Here is a 20,777-nt window from a genome sequence, read left to right on the forward strand (position 1 = left end):
GAAAGACCATGGCCATCAATCCCACGACCAGGCAGCTGTCACTGCTGAAAAGCCTGATTTTCTTGCTGGCGCTGCTGCCGTTTGCACGCATGGTCTGGCTGACGTACACGGGGCAACTGGTGGAACCGCTGGAATTCATCACGCGCGGCACGGGCGACTGGACCCTGTATTTCCTGTGTATCAGCCTGGCGGTCACGCCCTTGCGGCGCCTCACCCAATGGAATTGGCTGATCAAGCTGCGGCGCATGCTGGGCCTGTTCGCGTTTTTCTACGCGGCGCTGCATTTCACCACGTTCCTGTGGTTCGATCACTTTTTTGATGTGCAGGAAATGTGGAAGGATGTGCTCAAGCGTCCGTTCATCACGGTGGGCTTTATCGCCTTCGTCTTGCTCATCCCGCTGGCCGTGACGAGCACGAACGGCATGGTGAAACGCCTGGGCGGAAAGCGCTGGCAGTGGCTGCACCGCCTGATCTATGTCATCGCGCCCCTGGGCATCCTGCATTTCTGGTGGATGAAGGCGGGCAAGAATAATTTCGCGCAACCCATTCTTTTTGGCAGCATCGTCGCGCTACTTCTGCTAATTCGCGTTTATTTCGCCTGGAGTAAACGAGAGAAAAGCGCCAGGACGGCCAAAGCAGCCACCCCGGTGCGTTCCGTTTAAGTGGCTGGTACGATCACGGGCGGCGGCGGCACGGGTGCCGGTTCGACCGGCCCTTTGGCTGGTGCTCCCTTGGCCGCTGGCGGCTTGGGCAGGTACAGGGGGCCGGGCTGGCCGCAGCCGGCCAGGACGCTAGAGACCACAATGGCGATGCCGATATAAAACGCTGAGGATGACTTCACGATTAGAATCACGGTTTGATTAAGATCTTTGGAGTGTAGCATGAGCGAATCGGAATTCCTGGCCCTGGCCGAAGCCACCCTGACCCAGATCGAGGCGGCGCTGGACCGGCTGAACGATGAAGACGTGCTCGACGTCGAATGCAGCCGGAGCGGCAATGTGCTGGAAATCGAGTTCATCGACAACGGCACGAAAATCATCGTCAACAGCCAGGCCCCCATGCGCGAAATGTGGGTGGCTGCCCGTTCCGGCGGTTTCCACTACAAGCGCGTAGGCGACGAGTGGATCAACACGCGCGACAGCTCGGAACTGTTTGCGGCCCTGTCGGCCATGGCCAGCGAGCAGGCCGGTGCACCCGTGGTCCTGAAATAAGCTTTTCGCCGCGGCAATCAAAAAGGGCAGACTTTGCAGTCTGCCCTTTTTGCATCAAACGATCTTAGAACAGTTCGTTCTTGACGGCTTCCTTGGCTTTTTCTTCCTCCGGCGTGCCGCGTGCCGCGCCTTCCAGGCTGCCTACGCCCGTGCCCGGTGGATTTTCCGCATAGTAATACTCGTCGCCCACGTGGATCAGGCCTTCCGGTACCGCGCGTTCCTCGACGGGAATGCTTTTCAGGGCTTTTGCCATGTAGCTGATCCAGATCGGCAAGGCCAGGCCGCCGCCCGTTTCCCGGTTGCCCAGGTTGCGCGGCTGGTCGTAACCGATCCAGGCGATACCTACCAGCTTGGCCTGGTAACCGGCGAACCAGGCGTCGATGGAATCGTTGGTGGTGCCCGTCTTGCCGGCCAGGTCAGGGCGCTTCAAGGCCATGGCCTTGTTCGCCGTGCCGAAGCGCACGACGTCGTTGAGCATGCTATTCATCATGAAGGCATTGCGCTCGTCGATGACGCGGTTGGCTTCTTCGCCCGCCAGGTCCGGCTTGGCTTGCGACAGGATATTGCCATCGCTATCGGTCACCTTGGCGATCAGATACGGATTGATCTTGTAGCCACCGTTGGCAAACACGGCGTAGGCGCCCGCCATCTGCAGCGGCGTCACGTTGCCGGCGCCCAGGGCCAGGGTCAGGTACGGCGGGTTCTTGTCCGCGTCAAAGCCGAAGCGCGTCGCGTATTCCTGGCCATACTTGGCGCCGATCTTGTGCAGGATGCGGATGGAAATCATGTTCTTCGATTTCATCAAGCCCTTGCGCATGGTCATCGGACCATCGTATTTGCTGTCGTAGTTCTTCGGTTCCCACGCCTGGCCGCCCGTCTGGCCCGCGTCGAACGAGATCGGCGCATCGTTGATGATGGTGGCTGGCGACAGGCCGCGTTCCAGCGAAGCGGAATAGATGAAGGGCTTGAAGGCCGAACCTGGCTGGCGCCACGCCTGCGTGACATGGTTGAACTTGTTGCGGTTGTAGTCGAAGCCGCCCACCATGGCGCGGATGGCACCGTCGGTGGTGCTGGCCGAAACGAAGGCCGATTGGACTTCCGGCATCTGCGTCAAGACCCAGGTGTTGCCTTCCTGCATGACGCGGATCACGGCGCCGCGCTTGATACGGCGGTTCGGTGCCGCTTTTTCCGACAGCCAGGCCGCGCCGAATGTCAGGCCGGGGCCCGTAATGGTGATTTCTTCGCCGGCCGAAGTGACTGCCTGCAGCGATTTGGGCGAGGCTTGCAGCACCATGGCGGCGATGATGTCGTCGCTGTCCGGGTGGTCGGCCAGTTCTGTCTCGATGGCGTCATCCGCTTCTGCCTTGGTTTTCGGAATCTCGATGTAGGCTTCCGGACCGCGGTAGCCGTGGCGTTTCTCGTAATCCATCACGCCCTTGCGCAAGGCAATGTAGGCGGCGTCCTGATCGGCTTTGGTGATGGTGGTGTAGACGTTCAGGCCGCGCGTATACGTGTCTTCCTTGAATTGCTCGTAGACCAGCTGGCGCGCCATTTCCGACACGTATTCCGCGTGCACGCCGAAGGCGCTGCTGTCGGTTTTCACTTTCAGCTCTTCATTCTTGGCTTCCGTGTACTGCTCTGGCGTAATGTAGCCCAGCTGCGCCATGCGCTGCAGAATGTATTGCTGGCGCATGCGCGCGCGTTTCGGGTTGACGACTGGATTGTAGGCCGACGGCGCTTTCGGCAAGCCGGCCAGCATGGCCGCTTCGGCCACGGTGAGATCCTGGATATTCTTGCCGAAATAGATTTGCGCGGCCGAGGCGAAACCGTAGGCGCGCTGACCCAGATAAATCTGGTTCATATACACTTCGAGGATCTGGTCCTTGCTGAGGTTTTTCTCGATCTTCCACGCCAGCAAGACTTCATACGCCTTGCGCTTCAAGGTCTGTTCACTGGACAGGAAGAAATTGCGCGCCACCTGCTGCGTGATGGTCGAGGCGCCTTGCTTGGCGCCGCCCGTCAGGTTGTGCAGGGCCGCGCGGGTGATGCCCAGATAGTCGACACCGCCATGTTCATAGAAGCGGTCATCTTCGATGGCCAGCACGGCTTTCTTCATGACATCGGGAATATCCTTGATATGCACCATGTTGCGCCGTTCTTCACCGAACTCGCCGATCAGCACACTGTCGGACGTGAACACGCGCAGCGGCATTTTCGGCTTGTAATCGGTCAAGGTATCGAGCGCAGGCAGGTTCGGATAGGCCATGGCCAGGCCAAAAACCACCAGCAAGACGCCGACGATGCCCAGGCCCAGCAGCGATACCAGCGCCATCAGCAGAAAACGTTTGGGTTTGCTGCCCTTGGTGGGCGGCTTCGAGCCAGCGGAGCCAGCGGTGTTTGAAGATGTCATGCGTCGTATGTCTTTCGGTTAATTATGCCGGTCAATTATAAGCGAGCTTGCCGGGGTGGCAGCGCGCCGTGGCGCTTGCCGGGGGAAGTGTCGACACTTGTCGATACTCTATATAAGCGTGTATTGGCCCGCTGGCAACCAGGATTTGGTAACAATTATTCTGCGCCAGATCATAGCCGGGCCAGATAGGCGCCGCACGCCGCAGACACCAGCGTGAAATCCATTTACAAGCCAGCGCTGCCAGGACTAGGCTTTCGGATGGCAGGAACCCCTCCCACGCTGACGTTTCTCTATGAAAAACATGTCCATCCGCAGTTTTATTGGCATCGGTTTGCTGGGCGTCGACATGGCGGACGATGCCGTGCGCGTGGTCGAGTTAACACGCCGGCGGGGTAAATTGTCATGCAGGCATTGCGGCAGCGCCGCGCTGGCGGCAGGGGTGATGCTTGAGGGCAATGTCGAAGATGTGCAGGGCCTGGCCACCACCGTGCGTCTGGCTTGGCGCAACAGTGGCAGCGGCTGCACCCGCGTGGCGCTGGCCATGCCGACCACGGCCTTGATCACGCATGTGATACGCCTGCAGGCGGGCTTGCCGGAGGAGCAGCTCGAAATCCTGGTGGAACTGGAGGCGGCGCAATACATGCCGTTTGCGCTGGAAGACGCCAGCCTGGATTTTTACCAGCTCGGGCCGGCACCGCCGCTTGCCGGCCAGACGGAGCGGGAGATCGAAGTGCTGCTGGTGGCTGCACGACGCGCCAGCGTGCAGCGCCGCCTCGATGCGGCTACGGCGGCCGGCTTGACGCCCGTCGTCATGGATAGCGAAGCGCTGGCGCGCCAGGCGGCCGTTGCACAAGGGGGATGGCAAGCTTTGCCGGACAGCGGCCTGGCATTTCAGCTGGCCTGGGGGCTGGCTTTGCACCGGTACGCCCGATGAAGGCCGTGGCGCAAGTGCCATGTATCAACCTTTTGCCGCATCGGCAGGCGACACGGCGCCGGCGTATGCAGGTGCTGCTGTGGCAGCTGGCCGGCGGGGCGCTGCTGGGATTGCTGCTGGCCCTGGTTGCAGGCGCCTGGCTGCAGCAGCGGCTCGACGCGCAGCTGCACCGTCAGGAGGGCTGGCGCAATGCCATGCAGCAAGTCAATGCCATCCTTGTCACCGGCAAGCTGGTGCAGGGCGAGATGGCGGCGCTGTTGCTGCGCCAACAGGCCATTGCCAGTTTGCAAGAACAACGCAATGCCTGGGTGCGCATGCTGGACGTGCTGGCCCAGGCGATGCCGGCCGGCGTGGCCTTGCACAGTGTGCGCCAGGAAACGGCGATGGTGCGCTTGCAAGGGCATGCAGTCTCGCAGGACAAGGTCGCGTCAATGCTGTTGGCGCTGGAACAGGCAGCGCCCTGGTCCCGCCCGGAATTGTTGGAAGTGCGGCTGGAAGTGCGCGGTGCGGCAGATGGTGCGGTGGAATGGACGATACGGCTGGCGTTGGCTAGCGCTGGGCAATCTTAGTCGTGGAGGTTGATGATGCTGAGCTTGAAGACCGCATCGCTGTGGCCGCTACCCGTGCGTCTCGCTTGCGCTGCCCTGTCTGGCATGCTGGTGGCCGCCCTGCTGCACGCCGCATGGCTGGATGACATGATGGCTGCCGTGCAGGCGGCGCAAAGGGAAGAAGGCCGCTTGCGCGCCGAGTATGTGTCGGCGCAGGCCCGGGCGAAGCACTTGCCGCAGTGGCGTGCGCAGCAGCGCCAGGCTGGCGCCGAACTGGCCCTCCTGGAACAGCAGCTGCCCGACCAGCAAGCGATGGCGGTGCTGTTGACGGACATCAACGCCGCAGGCCAGTCGCGCGGTCTGCAATTTTCACTGTTCAAGCCGGGTGCGCCCCGGCCGCGAGCACCATATGTCGCCTTGCCGATCACCATACAGTTGCGCGGCAGCTATCACGCCATGGGGGCGCTGCTGGCAGACCTGGCGCGTCTGCCGCGCATCGTCACGGTGCATGAGCTCGCCTTGACTCTCGGCAAGGATCGCTTGCTGACGCTCGATGCCGTACTGCAGGCGTATCGCTTGCCCGAAGCGGGAGAACGGGCGGCGCAAGCTGCCTTGTCGTCCAAGGCGGGCCGCTCCGCAGCCGCGCCTGCATGGCATCCGCTTGCCACGGTCGCGCCATATCCCTACGAGGCCGCCGCCTTGGCCGACCCTTTTGGCGCATTGCCTACAGCGCCCGCGCCCGGCCAGCGGGGCAGCGTGGCGGGGCCCGACCCGCGCCGTGTGCGCGAACCGCTGGAAAGCGTGGCATTGCCGGCCATCAGCATGGTGGGCAGCGTGCAACAGGCCGGGCGCCTGAACGCGCTGCTGCTGGCGGGCCAGCGCGTGTACCGGGTGGCGGCAGGGCAGTATCTGGGGCCGGACCATGGCCTGGTCACGCAAATCAGCGAACAGGCGCTGCAGTACCGGGAGTTGCTGCAGGATGCGGGGGGCGGGTGGCGCGAACGGCATGGCAGCCTGTCCCTGCAAAAGCCGGGTGACACCAAGGCCAGCGTACCGGAGGCCACGCCATGAAGCCGTTTATGTGGATGTGCTCGATGTGTTGGCCACTGCTGCATGGCGTCGTTCTGGCCGGGGACGAGGCGGTGGTGCTGGTGACTGCGCCGCGCCTGTATGCCGGCGAGAAAATCTCCGTCGATTTCCAGAACGTGGGTGTGCGCGCGGCCCTGCACATCCTGGCCGACGCGTCGGGGCAAAACATCATCGCCAGCGACAGCGTGACGGGCAACCTGACCCTGCGCCTGCGTGACTTGCCGTGGGACCAGGCGCTCGACGTGTTGCTGCAGGCGAAGGGCCTGGACATGCGGCGCAATGGCAATGTGCTGTGGATCGCGCCGCGCGAGGAAATGCTGGCGCGCGAAAAACTGGAACTGGAGCAGCGCGCGCAGATCGCGGAACTCGAACCCTTGCAGTCGGCCATCTTCCAGCTCAATTACCAGAAAGCGGAAGCGTTCCGCACGGTGTTCGGCCTGGACGCGGGGGAAGGGCGCAGCCGGCTGTTGTCGCGCCGTGGCAGCGTGCTGATCGAGCCGCGCACGAATCAGCTGTTCGTGACCGACGTGCCGGCGCGCCTGGAGCAGATCCGTCAACTGATTGCCAAGACTGATATTGCTACGCGGCAAGTGATGATCGAGGCACGCATCGTCGAAGCGAACGACAGTTTCAGCCGCAACCTGGGCGCGCGCCTGGGTTTTACGGACCAGCGCCTGGCACAGGGCCAGCAGCCCGGTTTTTCTTTGGGCGGCAGTGGACGCCGCGCGGCCATCGGCGGCAGCTACCAGGGTGTGGGCGAGGCGACGGGGCAAACGGTGGCCGGCGCCGGCGCTTTTGTGCCGAACACGCAATTCGTCAACTTGCCGGCCGCCAGCATCAATGGCCTGCCGCCGGCCAGCTTCGCCCTGAGCCTGTTTTCGGCGGCCGCCAACCGCTTTTTGAACCTGGAACTGTCCGCGCTGGAAGCGGACGGCAGGGGCAAGATCATTTCCAGCCCCCGCGTGGTGACGGCCGACAAAGTGCTGGCGCTGATCGAACAGGGCATCGAATTGCCCTACCAGGTGGCCACCAGCAGCGGCGCCACGTCGATCACGTTCCGCAAGGCGAACCTGCGCCTGGAGGTAACGCCGCAGATCACACCGGACGGCAACGTGGTGCTGGAAGTGGACGTCAACAAGGACAGTGTGGGCCAGGAAACCCGTTCCGGCTTCGCCATCGACACCAAGCACGTGCGCACGCAGGTGATGGTGGAAGACGGCGGCACGGTGGTGCTGGGCGGTATTTATCAGCAGTCCGAACGGGGCACGGACAGCAAGGTGCCGATTCTTGGCGACATCCCCGTGTTGGGTGTTTTTTTCCGCAGTACGGGCCGCAGTCAAGAAAAAACGGAACTCATGGTGTTTATTACGCCGAAAATAGTGGCAGATCGCCCAGCAACACGTTAATGTCACATCTTTACGTTTAAGTAACAATGCAAACGAAAGCGGACTGATGACGACTATGCGGAATTTTTCTTTAGGCAATACTTCTTGGAGTGCGGTATCGAATTGGCTGACCTTGCTGTTGCTGGGTGCCTCGCTGGCCGCGTGTGGCGGTGGTGGCGGCGATCCGACCATCGATGGTGGCATCAGCGGCGGCACGACGGGTCCCGTGGCCGCGAAAGTCAGCGTGACCTTGTATAACGCGGCAGGCCAGTTCAGCATTGCATTGAGCAATACGACGCCATTGACGGTCAAGGCTTCCGTCGTAGACGCGAATGGCGCGCCTGTGAGCAATGCACTGGTGACATTTTCCACCGATAAGTCGCTCGCGACGCTTTCTACGACGAATAGCACGACGCTCACCGACGCCAAGGGGATCGCCAGCATTACTTTGGCAGCATTAAATTCGACGGTCACGGGGGCTGGCAAGGTGACCGCTACAGTGGCGGCAGGCCCCGCCAGCGTAAGCGGTGAGGTGAATTACGAGATAAAGACGGCCCAGGCATCGAGTGCCCAGCTGGCGCTGTCCTTGTTGCGCGGAACCAACGCCAGTCATGCACTGTCGAGTGCTACGCCGCTGACGGCAAGGGCACTGCTCAGTGACCTGAGTGGCACACCGGTCTCGGGGGACCGGCTGGTATTCTCGACTGACCATACTCTTGCGGACATATCCTCGTTGACCGGGATCGCGTTGACGGATGCCGCTGGCCAGGTCCATATGACTTTGCGGCCTTTGAGCCTGTCAGAGAGTGGCGGCGCCACCTTGCTTGTGACAGCAGCGGTCAGTGCCGCTATAGCCAGTAATCAAGGCAACTATTCTGGCGGCGCGACTGAACTTGCCTTGGCAATCTGAATTTGTTGCCCGCCAGCATACCTGCCTATGGCCCTTCCGTGATCTCTGTGAGTGTGCTCGCTGGCGGTGCCCTGTACACGGGCCAGAAAGGCAATGTGCGTTTCAGCTCCAGTTGTGAACGGCTGTTCTTGCACCAGTACGCCAGCCACGCCTGCGGCCACCATCATGGCCTTCCTGGGCGACCAGGCGGGCACCCCTGTTGCTGATGCTATGCCTGTCGTTTTCCAGAGCACCTTGGGCGCGGTCGGCTCCTGCGGCATGGGCGGCTGTACGACGACGAATGCACTCGATAGCGCTGTATCCGTATCACCAAGCCTCGTACAAAATGTTTTCCCGCCCCATGCACTCGGCGTGGCTGACCGGATGGGAAGCAACATTCAGGGTAACCAGGGAAGCTGGCATACCGTTACAATTAACAGCCTGACGCCAGCAAATTATGTGGTGGGAGTGGATAGTACGTTCTATGTGGCAAACACTACGCCGTGGGGCAATGTGACCAGTTACCCGTTTACGCTGAAGTTCTCTTGTTCTTGAGGCAAGGGAAAAACGGGCGGTGTTGAGTTTGAATGCGCGCCCGTTTATTTTCTGAATGATATAAAAGTGTCCGAAATTTCCAACAGCAATATTTTTCTTGTCGGCCTCATGGGCGCAGGCAAAACGACGATCGGGCGCATCCTGGCCCGCAAGCTGGGCTTGCGCTTTGTCGATTCCGACCATGAAATCGAGGCACGCACGGGAGCGACCATCCCGTGGATCTTTGAAATCGAGGGCGAGGCCAGCTTTCGCCGGCGCGAGGCCGAAGTCATCCGCGACCTGAGCGCCCAGGAAGGCATCGTCATGGCCACCGGCGGCGGCGCCATCCTCAACGCCGACAGCCGTGCCTACCTGAAGGAACGGGGCACGGTCGTGTACCTGCGCGCCAGCGTCAGCAACATCCTGGCGCGCACCAGCCACGACAAGAACCGCCCCCTGCTGCAGACGGCAGACCCGCGCCGCAAGCTGGAAGAATTGACATCACAGCGCGAGCCCCATTACATGGAAGTGGCCGACATTGTGATCGACACGGGCCGTCCTAACGTACAATCGATGGTTCAGACCATCCTGATGCAGCTGGCCAGCCTCGAATGCGAGGCGTCGCCCAACTGCGTCATTCATGCAGAGCCTTCGATGAACGAGCAATCCAAAATGTTGTTGAGCGTAGACCTCGACGAACGCAGTTATCCGATCGCCATCGGTCCCGGCCTGCTGGCCGACGCCGATGCGCTGCTGCGCCATATCAGCGGCCACAAGGTGGCCATTGTCACCAATACCACCGTCGCTCCCCTGTACCTTGGCCGTCTGCAGGCGGCACTGGCCAGCGATGGCCGCGAAGTGATCTGCATCGTCCTGCCGGACGGCGAAGAATATAAAAACTGGGCCAGCCTGATGCAGATCTTCGACGCGCTGCTGGCCAATAAATGCGACCGCAAGACCACACTGGTGGCGCTGGGTGGCGGCGTGATCGGCGACCTGACCGGCTATGCGGCCGCCAGCTACATGCGCGGCATCGGCTTCGTGCAAGTGCCGACCACCCTGCTGGCGCAGGTTGATTCCTCCGTCGGCGGCAAGACGGGCATCAACCACCCGCTGGGCAAGAACATGATCGGCGCCTTCTACCAGCCGCGCGCCGTGATCGCCGACACCTCGACCCTGGAAACCCTGCCGGCGCGTGAGCTGTCGGCGGGTCTGGCCGAAGTGATCAAGCATGGCGCCATCATCGATGCTGCCTTCTTCGACTGGATCGAGGCGAACATGGCCAAGCTGATGGCACGCGACAAGGGGGCTTTGGCGTATGCGATTGCCCGTTCGTGCGAAATCAAGGCTGACGTGGTGCGCCAGGACGAGCGCGAAGGCGGCTTGCGCGCCATCCTGAACTTCGGCCACACTTTCGGCCACGCCATCGAGGCGGGCCTGGGCTATGGCCACTGGCTGCATGGCGAAGCCGTCGGCTGCGGCATGGTGATGGCCGCCGACCTGTCCTGCCGCATGGGCTATATCGACCAGGCAGCCGTGGAGCGCGTGCGCAAGCTCGTCGCCGCCGCCGGCTTGCCGATCAAGGCGCCTGACCTGGGTGTCGATCGCTGGCTGGAACTGATGGAAGTGGACAAGAAGAACGAGGGCGGCGCCATCAAGTTCATCCTGTTGAAACCTCTGGGTAGCCCGTGCATCACGTCCGCGCCGCATGAACTGGTGCTGGCCACCCTGGCCGCCGGAGTACAGCAAGCATGACCCCCGAAGACTTCCTCGCCCCGTATGCGGCCCATTCGGCACAGGGGCAGGGACGTCGCTTTGCCGAAGCGGCACACGCCTCGCGCAGCCAGTTCCAGCGCGACCGCGACCGCATCATCCATTCATCGGCCTTCCGCCGCCTCGAATACAAGACCCAGGTTTTCCTCAACCACGAGGGAGACCTGTTCCGCACGCGCCTGACGCACAGCCTGGAAGTGGCGCAAGTGGGCCGCTCCATCGCGCGCAACCTGCGCCTGAACGAAGACCTGGTCGAGGCGATCGCGCTCGCGCATGACCTGGGCCACACGCCGTTCGGCCACGTGGGCCAGGACGTGCTCAATGAGTGCATGCAGGCGCACGGCGGCTTCGAGCACAACTTGCAAAGCCTGCGCGTGGTCGATACCCTGGAAGAGCACTACGGCGCCTTCGATGGCTTGAATCTGATGTTCGAGACGCGCGAAGGTATTCTGAAACACTGCTCGCTGGCGCATGCGCGTGAACTGGGTCCCGTGGCCCAGCGTTTCATCGACCGCACGCAGCCGACGCTGGAAGCGCAGCTGACCAACCTGGCCGATGAAATCGCTTACAACAGCCACGATATCGACGATGGCCTGCGCTCCGGCCTGATCACCATCGCCCAGCTGGAAGAGGTGGAATTTTTCGGCCGCCTGTGGCGCGACGTGCAGCAGGCGTTTCCCGGCCTGTCGGGCCGGCGCGCCATCTACGAGACCCTGCGCCGCCTGATCACGGCGCTGGCCGACGATTTGATCGTCACGTCAAATGCCTTGATCCTTGACGCGGCACCGCGCGACGTCAGCGAAGTGCGCGCCTGTGCGCCGCTGATCCGTTTTTCGGATGCCATGCGCACGGACGCGACGGAGCTGAAACGCTTCTTGCGGGTGAATCTGTACCGCCACTACCAGGTCAACCGCATGCGCGTGAAAGCGAGCCGCATCGTGCGCGAACTGTATGACAGCTTCATGGCCGAACCGGCCCTGCTGCCGCCCGACTATCAACTCAAGGATGGCGACGTCACGCAGCAGGCGCGCAAGATCGCCGACTACATCGCGGGCATGACGGACCGCTACGCGATTCGCGAGCACCGCCGGCTGTATTCTCTGGATGAATTGTAGGTCGGGTTAGCCGGAACGGCGTAACCCGACACCACCTCCATCCCTGCCAACAAGGTTGTCGGATGACGCGCTTGCGCGCTAATCCCATCTACTCCGCATTATCGATCCTGTCAATTGGCATGATCATCTAGGTCCCCACCCGATCACCCCAATACCCCCGCAGCACCTTCTTTTCTATCATGGCAGCAAGTCAACAAGGGCTTGCCGCCCATAGTCAAGGAGAGTGTCATGATTGAATCGCGCCGCAGTTTTTTGCGCGCCTTGCCAGCCGTCACCATCGGGGCGGCCATCGCGCCGCTGCCCGGCAAGGCTGCCACCAAGGGTGAAGGCGGTCAGCGCTGGGCGATGGTGGTCGATGTGCAGAAATGCATCGGCTGCCAGGCGTGCACGGTCTCCTGCATCATGGAAAACGCCGTGCCGGAAAACAGCTTCCGCACCGTTGTCTCGACCTATGAAGTGAAGGAAGAGAACCGCTGCGGCACCTACATGCTGCCGCGCCTGTGCAACCACTGCGCCAATCCTCCCTGCATTCCCGTCTGCCCCGTAGGCGCCACTTTCCAGCGCAAGGATGGCGTCGTCGTCGTCGATGGTGACCGCTGCGTGGGCTGCGCCTACTGCGTGCAAGCCTGCCCGTACGACGCGCGCTTCATCAACCACGAGACGGGCAAGGCCGACAAATGCACGTTCTGTGCGCACCGCGTGGACGAAGGCTTGCTGCCGGCCTGCGTGGAAACCTGCGTGGGTGGCGCGCGCATCTTCGGCGACCTGAATGATCCGGAAAGCATGGTGCACCAGCTGCTCACCGAGAACAAGGTGAAAGTGCTGAAACCCGAACAGGGTACCCAGCCCCACGTGTTCTATCTGGGATTGGACACGCGCTTCGCCGGCCACGTCGAGGGCGAAGCGACACTTTGGCAACCGAGCAAACACGGGAAATAAACCATGGACAGCCACATCACCGAAATTCTCAACGTCACGCGCGAAGCGGCATGGCTGCCGTGGGCGGTGCAGTATTTTTTCCTTATCGGCCTCAGTTACGGCAGCTTCATGCTGACCCTGCCGTACTTCGTCTTCGGCCGCAAGGCGTATGAACGCTTGGGGCGCATCGCGCTGCTGGCATCCCTCGTGTGCGGCATGACGGCGCCCGTGGCGCTGCTGGCCGACCTGCACGGGCCGGGCCGCTTCTATCACTTCTATATTTACTTCCAGCCGCAGTCGTGGATGTCGTGGGGCTCGTTCTTCATTCCCCTCTACCTGGGCTGTCTGATGCTGTATGCATGGCTGGCGCTGCGCGTGGACTTCGCCACGCGGGGACAGGGCCAGGACCGTTTGGCCTTCCTGTACCGCCTTGCCGGGCGCGGTGGCGCCGCTTCGCGCAAAGCCATCCGTATCGCCGCCGCCTTCACCTTGCTCGCCGCCTTTGTCGTGGGTCTGTACACGGGCATGGAAGTGATGGTGGTGCGCGCCCGTCCCCTGTGGTTCACGCCCTTCCTGCCGGCGCAATTCGCCGCCACAGCCTTTGTGGGGGCCGTTGGCCTGGCGCTGCTGTTCAACCGCTTCCTGCCGGGCCGCGACAAGGCACTGGAAGTGTCGCTGAACCGCGCGCTGGCCCTGTCGCTGGCGCTGGTGCTGGCGCTGGGCGGCGGCTGGCTGTTCGTCAGCCTGTCCGGCGTGAGTGCCAGCCACAGCATGGCGTTTACCCAGGTGGCCGGCATGCCGCAATGGCAGTTCACGGCTGTCTGGGCCGTGCTGTCGTCCATCGTGCCGATGGCCCTGGCCATCTGGCGCCCGGCCACGAGTGGCCTGGTCAATGGCCTGATCGCGCTGCATAGCGCCTGGATGATGCGCTGGACCATTTTCATCGGCGGCCAGACGATCCCGAAAACGGGCGCGGGCCTGTACGACTACCACCTGCCGATGGGGAACGACGGCTTGCTGGGGATCATCGGCACGGCCGGCCTGTGGATCGCGCTGCTGTTGCTGATGCTGGAATTTTTGCCATGGGCGGGACGCGCGATCGCTACCCGTAGCCGTCCTGCCATGGCCACGCACTGAGGAGTTAATGATGAACGATCAAGTACATAACAACGCAAACAACGGCGCCCCTGAAGACGAAAACGAAAAGCGCCGCAAGCTGCTGCGCTACGGCGCCATCGGCGGCGGCCTGGCCGCCTTTGCCGCCAGCTTTTCCACCACGGCAGGCCGCATGGTCGACCACGCGCTGGGCAAGGACAAGCCGGTGCAGAAACTGCACGGCAATTCCCTGCAACCCGAGTTTTCCGTCGATACCGCCACGGGAAAATTGACGCTCAATCCCGACCAGCAGGTCAGCTACACCATGTGCATGGGCTGCACCACGTTTTGCGGCGTGCGCGTGCGCCTCGACAAGAAAAGCGGCAAGGTGCTGCGCGTGGCGGGCAATCCCTACAGTCCCATGTCGGCCGACCCGGCGCTGCCATATCAAACCTCGATCCGCGACAGCTTTGTATCGCTTTCGCGTTTCCAGGAAAAGGGCCTGAAAGGCCGCTCGACCGCTTGTGGCCGGGGCAACGGCGTGCTGGAACAGATGGAGTCGCCGTTTCGCGTGCTGGCGCCCATGAAGCGCGTGGGACCGCGTGGCGGCGGCCAGTGGGAGCCGATCGCCTTCGATCAGCTGGTGAAGGAAGTGACGGAAGGCGGCGATCTGTTTGGCGAAGGTCACGTGCAGGGCTTGCGCGCCTTGCGCGAGCTGGAAAAACCCATCGATCCGGCGCAGCCGGAACTGGGCCCGCAAGTCAACCAGGTGGGCCTGATGTGCAGCACGGACGATGGCCGCCTGGCGTTTGGCACGCGCTTTTTCAAGCAGTCGTACGGCAGTCTGAACTTGGTCAACCATGGCTCGTATTGTGGCGGCGCTTACCGCAGCGGCTCCGGCGCCATGTTCGGCGACATGAAGAAAATGCCGCATGCGAAAGTGGACCTGGAAAACACGGAGTTCTGCATTTTTGTCGGCACGGCGCCGGGCAATGCGGGCAATCCATTCAAGCGCCAGGGCACGCTCATAGCGAAAGCCCGCTCGGGCAAACGTGATTTCAGCTATGTCGTCGTCGATCCGGTGCTGACGAATGCGGACAGCCTGGCAGCGGGCGACCGCAGCCGCTGGGTACCGATCAAGCCGGGTACGGATGGCGCGCTGGCCATGGCGATGATCCGCTGGATCATCGAGCAGGAGCGCTATGACCGTCATTTCCTCGCGCAGCCCAACCTGAAGGTGGCGGAAGCGGCGGGCGAGGCCGCCTGGTGCAATGCCACGCATTTGATCATCAACGAGAAAGGCCATCCGCGCGATGGACGCTACCTGCGCGCGTCCGACATCGGCGCGGTGGAGCTGGCGGAAGAGGAGCGCTACAAGGATGGCGACGCATTTTGCGTGATCGACGCTGCCACGCAAGCCATCTTGCCGCACAACGCCGCCAAGGGCGAGGGTCGCTTGTTCTTCGATGGTCCGCTGGAAGTGGCAGGCGCGCCGCTGCACCTGAAGACGGCAATGACGATGCTGAACGAGGAAGCGCAGCGCCACAGCATGGATGAATACGCAGCCGCCTGCGGCATCTCGCGCGACATCATCGAAGGGCTGGCGCAGGAACTCACCAGCCATGGCAAGCGCGCAGCCGTCAATGCGCATGGCGGCATGATGTCGGGCGCCGGTTTCTACAACGCGTATGCGCTGGTCATGCTCAATACCCTGATCGGCAATTTGAACCGCAAGGGCGGCACCCTGGTCAATGGCGGCAGCTTCAAGGATGCGGGCCCCGGTCCGCGCTATAACCTGGAGAGTTTCGACGGCGAGATCAAGGCGGCGGGCATGCCGATCGGGCGTAATGTGCCATATGAAAAAACCTCGGAATTCAAGCTGAAGAAGGAAGCCGGCAAGGCGTATCCGGCCAGGGCGCCGTGGTATCCGAACGCGCCGGCACTGGCGACCGAATGGCTCACCAGTGCCATGAATGGCTACCCGTACACCTTGAAGGCGCTGATACTGTGGAGCTGCAATCCTGTCTACGGCATCACGGGCTTGCGCGCGCAGATCGGCAAGGAGCTGGCCGATCCGAAGAAGATTCCGCTGATCGTCGCCATCGATCCCTTCATCAACGAAAGCTCGGCGTTTGCCGATTACCTGTTGCCCGATACCTTGCTGTATGAAAGCTGGGGCTGGGCCGGCGCCTGGGGCGGCATGCCCGTCAAAATGAGCACGGCGCGCTGGCCCGTGGTCGAACCGCGCGTGCAGAAAACGCCGGACGGCCAGACCATCTGCATGGAGTCGTTCTTCATTGCGCTGGCCAAAACGATGGCCTTGCCCGGCTTCGGCCCCGAGGCCTTGCAAGACATGGATGGCCAGCGCTTCCCCCTGCAGCGCGCGGAAGACTGGTATCTGCGCGGCGGTGCCAACATCGCCTGGCAGGGCAAGACAGCTGTGCCAGAGGCGAGCGACGACGATATCGAATTGTCCGGCGTGGCACGCATCCGCTCCGAACTTGAGCGCACACTGAAACCGGAAGAGTGGCGCAAGGTGGCCTTCATGCTGGCGCGGGGAGGACGCTACCAGAGCTATGGCGAGATGTTCGGCCTGCGCCTGCCGCCACCGGCGAATGCGAAGGCGCCCGTGGTTCCCGCTCCGCTGGTCGACGAGACGCCGTATCCGCAGGACTGGTCCACGCACCGCTATCTGAAGCCCATGATGCTGTACAACGAGGGCCTGGGCGTGAGCAAGAACAGCTTGAGCGGCAAACGCTTCCCCGGTACACCTGCCTGGAGAGTGGCGGCGTTTGCCGACGGCACGCCCGTGCGCAAGGCCTACCCGGCCAGCGAGTGGCCATTCGAGTTGATCAGTTTTAAATCAGCGCTGCAGAACTCCTACAGCATCGGCGCGCGGCGCTTGCGCGGCATCCATCCTGACAACCCGGTTGCCGTGCATCCCGACGATGCGGCCCGTTTGAAACTGGAAAATGGCGATGAAATTTACCTGGAAACGCCGGGCGGCAGGGCCAGGGCCACGGTGATGCTGCGCCATGGCGTGCAGCGGGGCGTGATCGCCGTCGAACACGGTTTCGGCCACAAGGAGCATGGCGCGCGGGCTCACCGCATCGGCAAGTCGCGCCAGCCAGACGAGCCGGCCATCGGCGCGGGCATCAACCTGAACGACCTGGGGTTGACGGACCCGAGCCGCGGCGACAAGAACGTGTTTGTCGATCCCGTCTCGGGCACGTCAGTGCGGCAGGGTCTTCCTGCGCGTATCGTGCGGGCTTAGATTTGCCCACCTGCCATCAGCAGCCGGGCTACCTCGGCTGCTGAATGCAGGCCCAGTTTTTCCATCGTGTTATGGCGGTGCACCTGCACCGTCTTGTCGCTGATGCCCAGCTCGCGGGCGATGACTTTCGAGGCTTTGCCTTCGGCCATCAGCAGCGCCACTTCGCGCTCGCGCGCGGTGAGCCTGGCCAGCGCCGTTTGCGCCGTATTCGCGCTGGCGGCGCTGCGGCTTTCTTCCACGCTGCGGGCCACGGCGCGCGAGACGGCGTCCAGCAGCACCTGGTCCTTGCACGGTTTTTCCAAGAAATCGCAGGCGCCGGCCTTCATCGTCTGCACGGCCATGGCCAGATCGCCGTGGCCACTGAGGAAAATCACGGGCAGCGAGATCGCATGGCGCGCCAGTTCCTGTTGCAGTTCCAGCCCGCTCATCAGGGGCATGCGCACGTCGAGCAGCAAACAGCCCGGCGCATGGCCATCATAGCGTTGAAGGAAATCGCGTGCCGATTCGAATGCCTCCACTTTCCAGCCGGCTGAATCGAACAGATAGGCCAGCGAGCGGCGCATTGCGGCGTCGTCGTCGACGACAAAAAGGATGGCATCGCTTTCATTCATGGTGTTTCCTTGTTTGCTTCCATGCCAGTATCTTCAGGCAGGCGGAACCAGACCGTCAAGCCCGGCGCATCGGCATTGGCGTGCGCCGACAGGCTGCCGCCGAACGATTCGATGATGCTTTTGCTGAGCGACATGCCCAGGCCCAGGCCTTCGGTCTTGGTCGTGAAAAAAGGCTCAAACAGGCGCGCCATCTGTGCCGCTTCCAGGCCGCAGCCGGCGTCGCGAACGGCCACCGTGCAGGCGCCGTTTTCCCGGTGCAGCAGCACGCCGATGGCGTGCCCGGGATTGTCGTTCTCCACCTGCGCGTCGAGCGCATTCTTGAGCAAATTCAGGAGCACCTGCTGTACTTGCTGCGGGTCGGCCAGCACGCGAGGGTCAGGACTGGCAGCGTCGTGGCGCCAGCTGATATTGGCTTGCGGATGGGCCGCGCAAAACAGGGCGACGGCTTGCTCCACGGCGAGGGCCAGGGCGAAGGGGGTGCTGTGCGCGGGCCGCTTTTGCGCCATCGCGCGAATGTGACGGATGATGGCGCCCGCGCGTTCGCTTTGCGTGGCGATTTCCTGCGCGCCGTCGAGCAGGGGCGCCGCGTCCAGCCGACCCGCCGCGATGCGGCGCGCCATGCCGCGCGCGAAATTGCCGATGGCCGCCAGCGGCTGGTTCAGTTCGTGCGCAATGGCGCTGGCCATCTCGCCCAGGATGGCCAGGCGCGCCGTGTGGTCGAGCGTGGCCTGGCGCTGGCGTGCCTGCTCCTCCAGTGCGCGCTGCTGGTGCTGGGCGGCGCGTAATTGCTCGGTACGCCGGCTGACCAGGTATTCCACGCGCACCGTGTGCACGGCCCAGGCCACCAGCAAGGCCAGCACCAGCAGCATCCAGCCCCAGTAGCGGCGCAGCGCCGTCTCGAATGTCAACTTGTTCAGGTAGGCGTAGGGGCCGATGCGCAATTCACGGAACAGCTCATCGACGATCTGGTAATCGCTTGGCACCGTCCAGCTGTAGCCCTCACTGGTGCGCGGCATGGCCAGCAAGGCCAGCGCCACTTTTTTCGCCAGCGCCGGCGGCGTCTGGCGCAGGGCCACGAAGGGCCAGTCCGGATACAGCCGCGACGAGCTGGCGCAGCGAAAACCGGGAATCGGACGCGTAGTGATCACGCGCAGTTCGTCAGCCTGCACTTCCCCGCGCGTCACCATCTGTTCCAGCAGGCAGGTGCGCACGATGCCGGCATCCATGCGTCCGGACCGCACGGCTTCGACGATCTGCTGCGACGGGAAACCGCTGTAGCGCAGGCTGGAAAAATCGTGCGCGGGATCGATACCCGCTTCCAGCAGCTCGCGTGCGGCGATCTGGTAACCGCCAAACGCATCGGGCGCCACCGCCATCACGTTCTTGCCCGCCAGGTCGGCCAGGTCGTGCAGCGGCGACGCATTGCGCACGACGATGGCCGAGCCGATGGCCTGGCGTGGCGAGTCGGTCCATGGCGATTCGAGCGTGGCGATGCGACTCGCGCCATCGCTGTGTTCCAGTGCCACGTAATGACCGCTGCTGGTGATGGCAAAGGCGATCGATTGCGACTGCACGGCGCGCGTCAGGCCCGCCTGGTCATAGTCGGCCAGTACAAAACGGATGCCGGGGACGCTGGCTTGCAGGTGGCGCGTCACGTACGACCAGTCCTGCTGCACGGCGTCGCTGCCCTTGTAGGCCAGCACGCCAATTCTCACCTCAGGTACTTCGGAACGCTCGTCCGCCGCTTGCGCGCCGTGCAGGCACAGCGCCGCCAGTGTCAATGCGACTAGCCTGCGCACTAGAACATGCTGCGCTGTGCTGCGCGCGCATCGCCGAACAGTTCCAGCAACAGTTTCTTGATGGGGGCGGGCAGCGGCGCGTTTGCAATTTTCGCGCTGTCGTACCAGACGTGGGTCGCTTCCCCGGCCAGTGCCAGGCGGCGCGCCAGGGTGATGCGGCAGGGGACGATGTGCAATTTGTAGTGGGTAAATACATGCACGATGGGCAGCAGCCGTTCCTGCGCCTCGATCTCGCCGAATGGCGCCACGGCGCATGCCAGCGCATGCTGGTCTATCTCTCGCGGTGAGTCTTCATCGGCCAGCACGTGGCCATTGAGTTCGGGCAGCGACAGCAAGCCGCCCCAGATGCCCGAGCCGGGACGCTGTTCCAGCAGCACCTGGCCATCGTCGATGATGAGCAGCATGACGGCGTGCTTTTCCGGGCTGGTTTTTTTCGGTTTGCGTACCGGCAGATCCTTGGTGCGGCCGGTGGCGTAAGCCACGCAGCGCGGCTGCAGCGGGCAGCGGCCGCAATCGGGACTGCTGCGCGTGCACAGGGTGGCGCCGAAGTCCATCAAGCCTTGCGTGTAGGCTTCGATGCCCGTTTCCGGCAGCAGCGCTTCTGCGCGGCGCCACATGGCTTCCTCGACCCGTTTTTCACCGGGATAGGCATCGATGCCGAAGGTGCGCGCGAAGACGCGCTTGACGTTGCCATCCATGATGGCTGCGCGCGTGCCGCTGGAAAACGCGGAGATGGCGGCGGCCGTCGAGCGGCCGATGCCGGGCAGGTCGGCCAGGAGGACCGGGTCGATGGGGAAGATGCCGCCGTATTCGGCGACCACGCGCTGCGCGCATTTGTGCAAGTTGCGCGCCCGCGTGTAGTAACCGAGACCGCTCCATTGCGCCATCACGTCTTCCACCGGTGCTTCCGCCAAATCGCGCAGGGTGGGGAAGCGTTCGAGGAAGCGCGCGTAGTAGCCCAGCACGGCCGTCACCTGCGTTTGCTGCAGCATGATTTCGGACAGCCAGATCAGGTAGGCGTCGCGCGTGTTTTGCCATGGCAGCGCGTGGCGGCCATGCTGCTTTTGCCAGGCGATGACGGTGGCGGAAAAAGTTGGGTCGACATAATTTTCAAGCGCGTTCTCAAACTGAGCTGCGCCCTGGGCGGGCGAGAGCGGATGCAGCAGACGTTTCATGCAGGGTTCCAGTGTTC

17 protein-coding genes and 1 pseudogene are annotated in these 20,777 nt (G+C 63.0%); 13 read left to right on the top strand and 5 right to left on the bottom strand.

Going from position 1 to position 20,777, the window contains the following annotated elements:
- Window positions 1-8 precede the first annotated feature (8 nt).
- The gene (msrQ, locus tag ACQ4WZ_RS23400) at window positions 9-662 is read left to right on the top strand and encodes a protein-methionine-sulfoxide reductase heme-binding subunit MsrQ (protein WP_101483594.1); all 654 of its coding nucleotides are present in this window, start codon (window positions 9-11) and stop codon (window positions 660-662) included.
- On the opposite strand, the gene lptM is transcribed toward msrQ, so the two are convergent.
- A complete protein-coding gene (gene lptM, locus ACQ4WZ_RS23405) occupies window positions 659-841 on the bottom strand; it encodes an LPS translocon maturation chaperone LptM (RefSeq protein ID WP_070221692.1) in 183 nt (60 codons plus the stop codon). The genes msrQ and lptM overlap by 4 nt on opposite strands.
- 40 nt (window positions 842-881) lie before the next feature.
- Here lptM and cyaY point away from each other — a divergent pair, with 40 nt between their 5' ends.
- Window positions 882-1,211: an iron donor protein CyaY gene (gene cyaY, locus ACQ4WZ_RS23410; RefSeq protein WP_034753246.1), complete on the top strand. Its 330-nt coding sequence runs from the start codon at window positions 882-884 to the stop codon at window positions 1,209-1,211.
- A gap of 64 nt (window positions 1,212-1,275) precedes the next feature.
- On the opposite strand, the gene ACQ4WZ_RS23415 is transcribed toward cyaY, so the two are convergent.
- Window positions 1,276-3,621 carry a penicillin-binding protein 1A gene (locus ACQ4WZ_RS23415; RefSeq protein WP_101483596.1) on the bottom strand — a complete coding sequence of 782 codons (2,346 nt, stop codon included), beginning with the start codon at window positions 3,619-3,621 and terminating at the stop codon, window positions 1,276-1,278.
- A 301-nt stretch (window positions 3,622-3,922) separates the two neighbouring features.
- On the opposite strand from ACQ4WZ_RS23415, the gene pilM reads away from it, so the two are divergent.
- The 11 genes and pseudogenes from pilM to ACQ4WZ_RS23470 all read left to right on the top strand — a co-directional run bounded on the left by pilM (window position 3,923) and on the right by ACQ4WZ_RS23470 (window position 17,175).
- Window positions 3,923-4,555 (top strand): pilus assembly protein PilM, encoded by a 633-nt coding sequence (pilM, locus tag ACQ4WZ_RS23420; protein ID WP_436574626.1) that lies wholly within the window; start codon window positions 3,923-3,925, stop codon window positions 4,553-4,555.
- A 65-nt stretch (window positions 4,556-4,620) separates the two neighbouring features.
- Window positions 4,621-5,124, top strand: coding sequence for a PilN domain-containing protein (locus ACQ4WZ_RS23425; protein ID WP_436574627.1), 504 nt, complete (start codon window positions 4,621-4,623; stop codon window positions 5,122-5,124).
- A gap of 12 nt (window positions 5,125-5,136) precedes the next feature.
- Window positions 5,137-6,174, top strand: a complete 1,038-nt coding sequence (locus ACQ4WZ_RS23430; protein ID WP_436574628.1) for a pilus assembly protein PilP — start codon at window positions 5,137-5,139, stop codon at window positions 6,172-6,174.
- 98 nt (window positions 6,175-6,272) lie between these two features.
- A pseudogene (locus tag ACQ4WZ_RS23435) lies at window positions 6,273-7,598 on the top strand (type IV pilus secretin PilQ); the annotation flags it as partial.
- A gap of 46 nt (window positions 7,599-7,644) precedes the next feature.
- A complete protein-coding gene (locus ACQ4WZ_RS23440; RefSeq protein ID WP_436574629.1) occupies window positions 7,645-8,487 on the top strand; it encodes an Ig-like domain-containing protein in 843 nt (280 codons plus the stop codon).
- 165 nt (window positions 8,488-8,652) lie between these two features.
- Window positions 8,653-9,021 (top strand): hypothetical protein, encoded by a 369-nt coding sequence (locus tag ACQ4WZ_RS23445; RefSeq protein WP_436574630.1) that lies wholly within the window; start codon window positions 8,653-8,655, stop codon window positions 9,019-9,021.
- A gap of 108 nt (window positions 9,022-9,129) precedes the next feature.
- Window positions 9,130-10,755 (top strand): bifunctional shikimate kinase/3-dehydroquinate synthase AroKB, encoded by a 1,626-nt coding sequence (gene aroKB, locus ACQ4WZ_RS23450; RefSeq protein ID WP_436574714.1) that lies wholly within the window; start codon window positions 9,130-9,132, stop codon window positions 10,753-10,755.
- The gene (locus ACQ4WZ_RS23455) at window positions 10,752-11,888 is read left to right on the top strand and encodes a deoxyguanosinetriphosphate triphosphohydrolase (RefSeq protein WP_101483602.1); all 1,137 of its coding nucleotides are present in this window, start codon (window positions 10,752-10,754) and stop codon (window positions 11,886-11,888) included. The genes aroKB and ACQ4WZ_RS23455 overlap by 4 nt, the downstream gene beginning before the upstream one ends.
- A 228-nt stretch (window positions 11,889-12,116) precedes the next feature.
- Window positions 12,117-12,827, top strand: coding sequence for a sulfate reduction electron transfer complex DsrMKJOP subunit DsrO (gene dsrO, locus ACQ4WZ_RS23460; RefSeq protein ID WP_071079747.1), 711 nt, complete (start codon window positions 12,117-12,119; stop codon window positions 12,825-12,827).
- 3 nt (window positions 12,828-12,830) lie between these two features.
- Entirely contained in the window at window positions 12,831-13,943 is a 1,113-nt protein-coding gene (nrfD, locus tag ACQ4WZ_RS23465) for an NrfD/PsrC family molybdoenzyme membrane anchor subunit (protein ID WP_133988807.1), read from the top strand.
- Between the two features lie 7 nt (window positions 13,944-13,950).
- Window positions 13,951-17,175 (top strand): molybdopterin dinucleotide binding domain-containing protein, encoded by a 3,225-nt coding sequence (locus tag ACQ4WZ_RS23470; RefSeq protein ID WP_436574631.1) that lies wholly within the window; start codon window positions 13,951-13,953, stop codon window positions 17,173-17,175.
- Here ACQ4WZ_RS23470 and ACQ4WZ_RS23475 read toward each other — a convergent pair.
- From ACQ4WZ_RS23475 to mutY, 3 genes are read right to left on the bottom strand one after another with little or no spacing between them, the layout of a single operon-like run.
- Complete coding sequence (locus ACQ4WZ_RS23475) at window positions 17,172-17,786, bottom strand: response regulator transcription factor (RefSeq protein WP_101483605.1); 615 nt, start codon at window positions 17,784-17,786, stop codon at window positions 17,172-17,174. The genes ACQ4WZ_RS23470 and ACQ4WZ_RS23475 overlap by 4 nt on opposite strands.
- A complete protein-coding gene (locus ACQ4WZ_RS23480; protein WP_166674656.1) occupies window positions 17,783-19,585 on the bottom strand; it encodes a sensor histidine kinase in 1,803 nt (600 codons plus the stop codon). Before ACQ4WZ_RS23480 ends, ACQ4WZ_RS23475 begins: the two co-directional genes overlap by 4 nt.
- The gene (gene mutY, locus ACQ4WZ_RS23485) at window positions 19,585-20,760 is read right to left on the bottom strand and encodes an A/G-specific adenine glycosylase (RefSeq protein WP_436574632.1); all 1,176 of its coding nucleotides are present in this window, start codon (window positions 20,758-20,760) and stop codon (window positions 19,585-19,587) included. Before mutY ends, ACQ4WZ_RS23480 begins: the two co-directional genes overlap by 1 nt.
- Window positions 20,761-20,777: the final 17 nt, after the last annotated feature.

Source organism: Janthinobacterium darwini (genome assembly GCF_051380905.1).
In the GTDB taxonomy this organism is placed as follows: domain Bacteria; phylum Pseudomonadota; class Gammaproteobacteria; order Burkholderiales; family Burkholderiaceae_D; genus Janthinobacterium.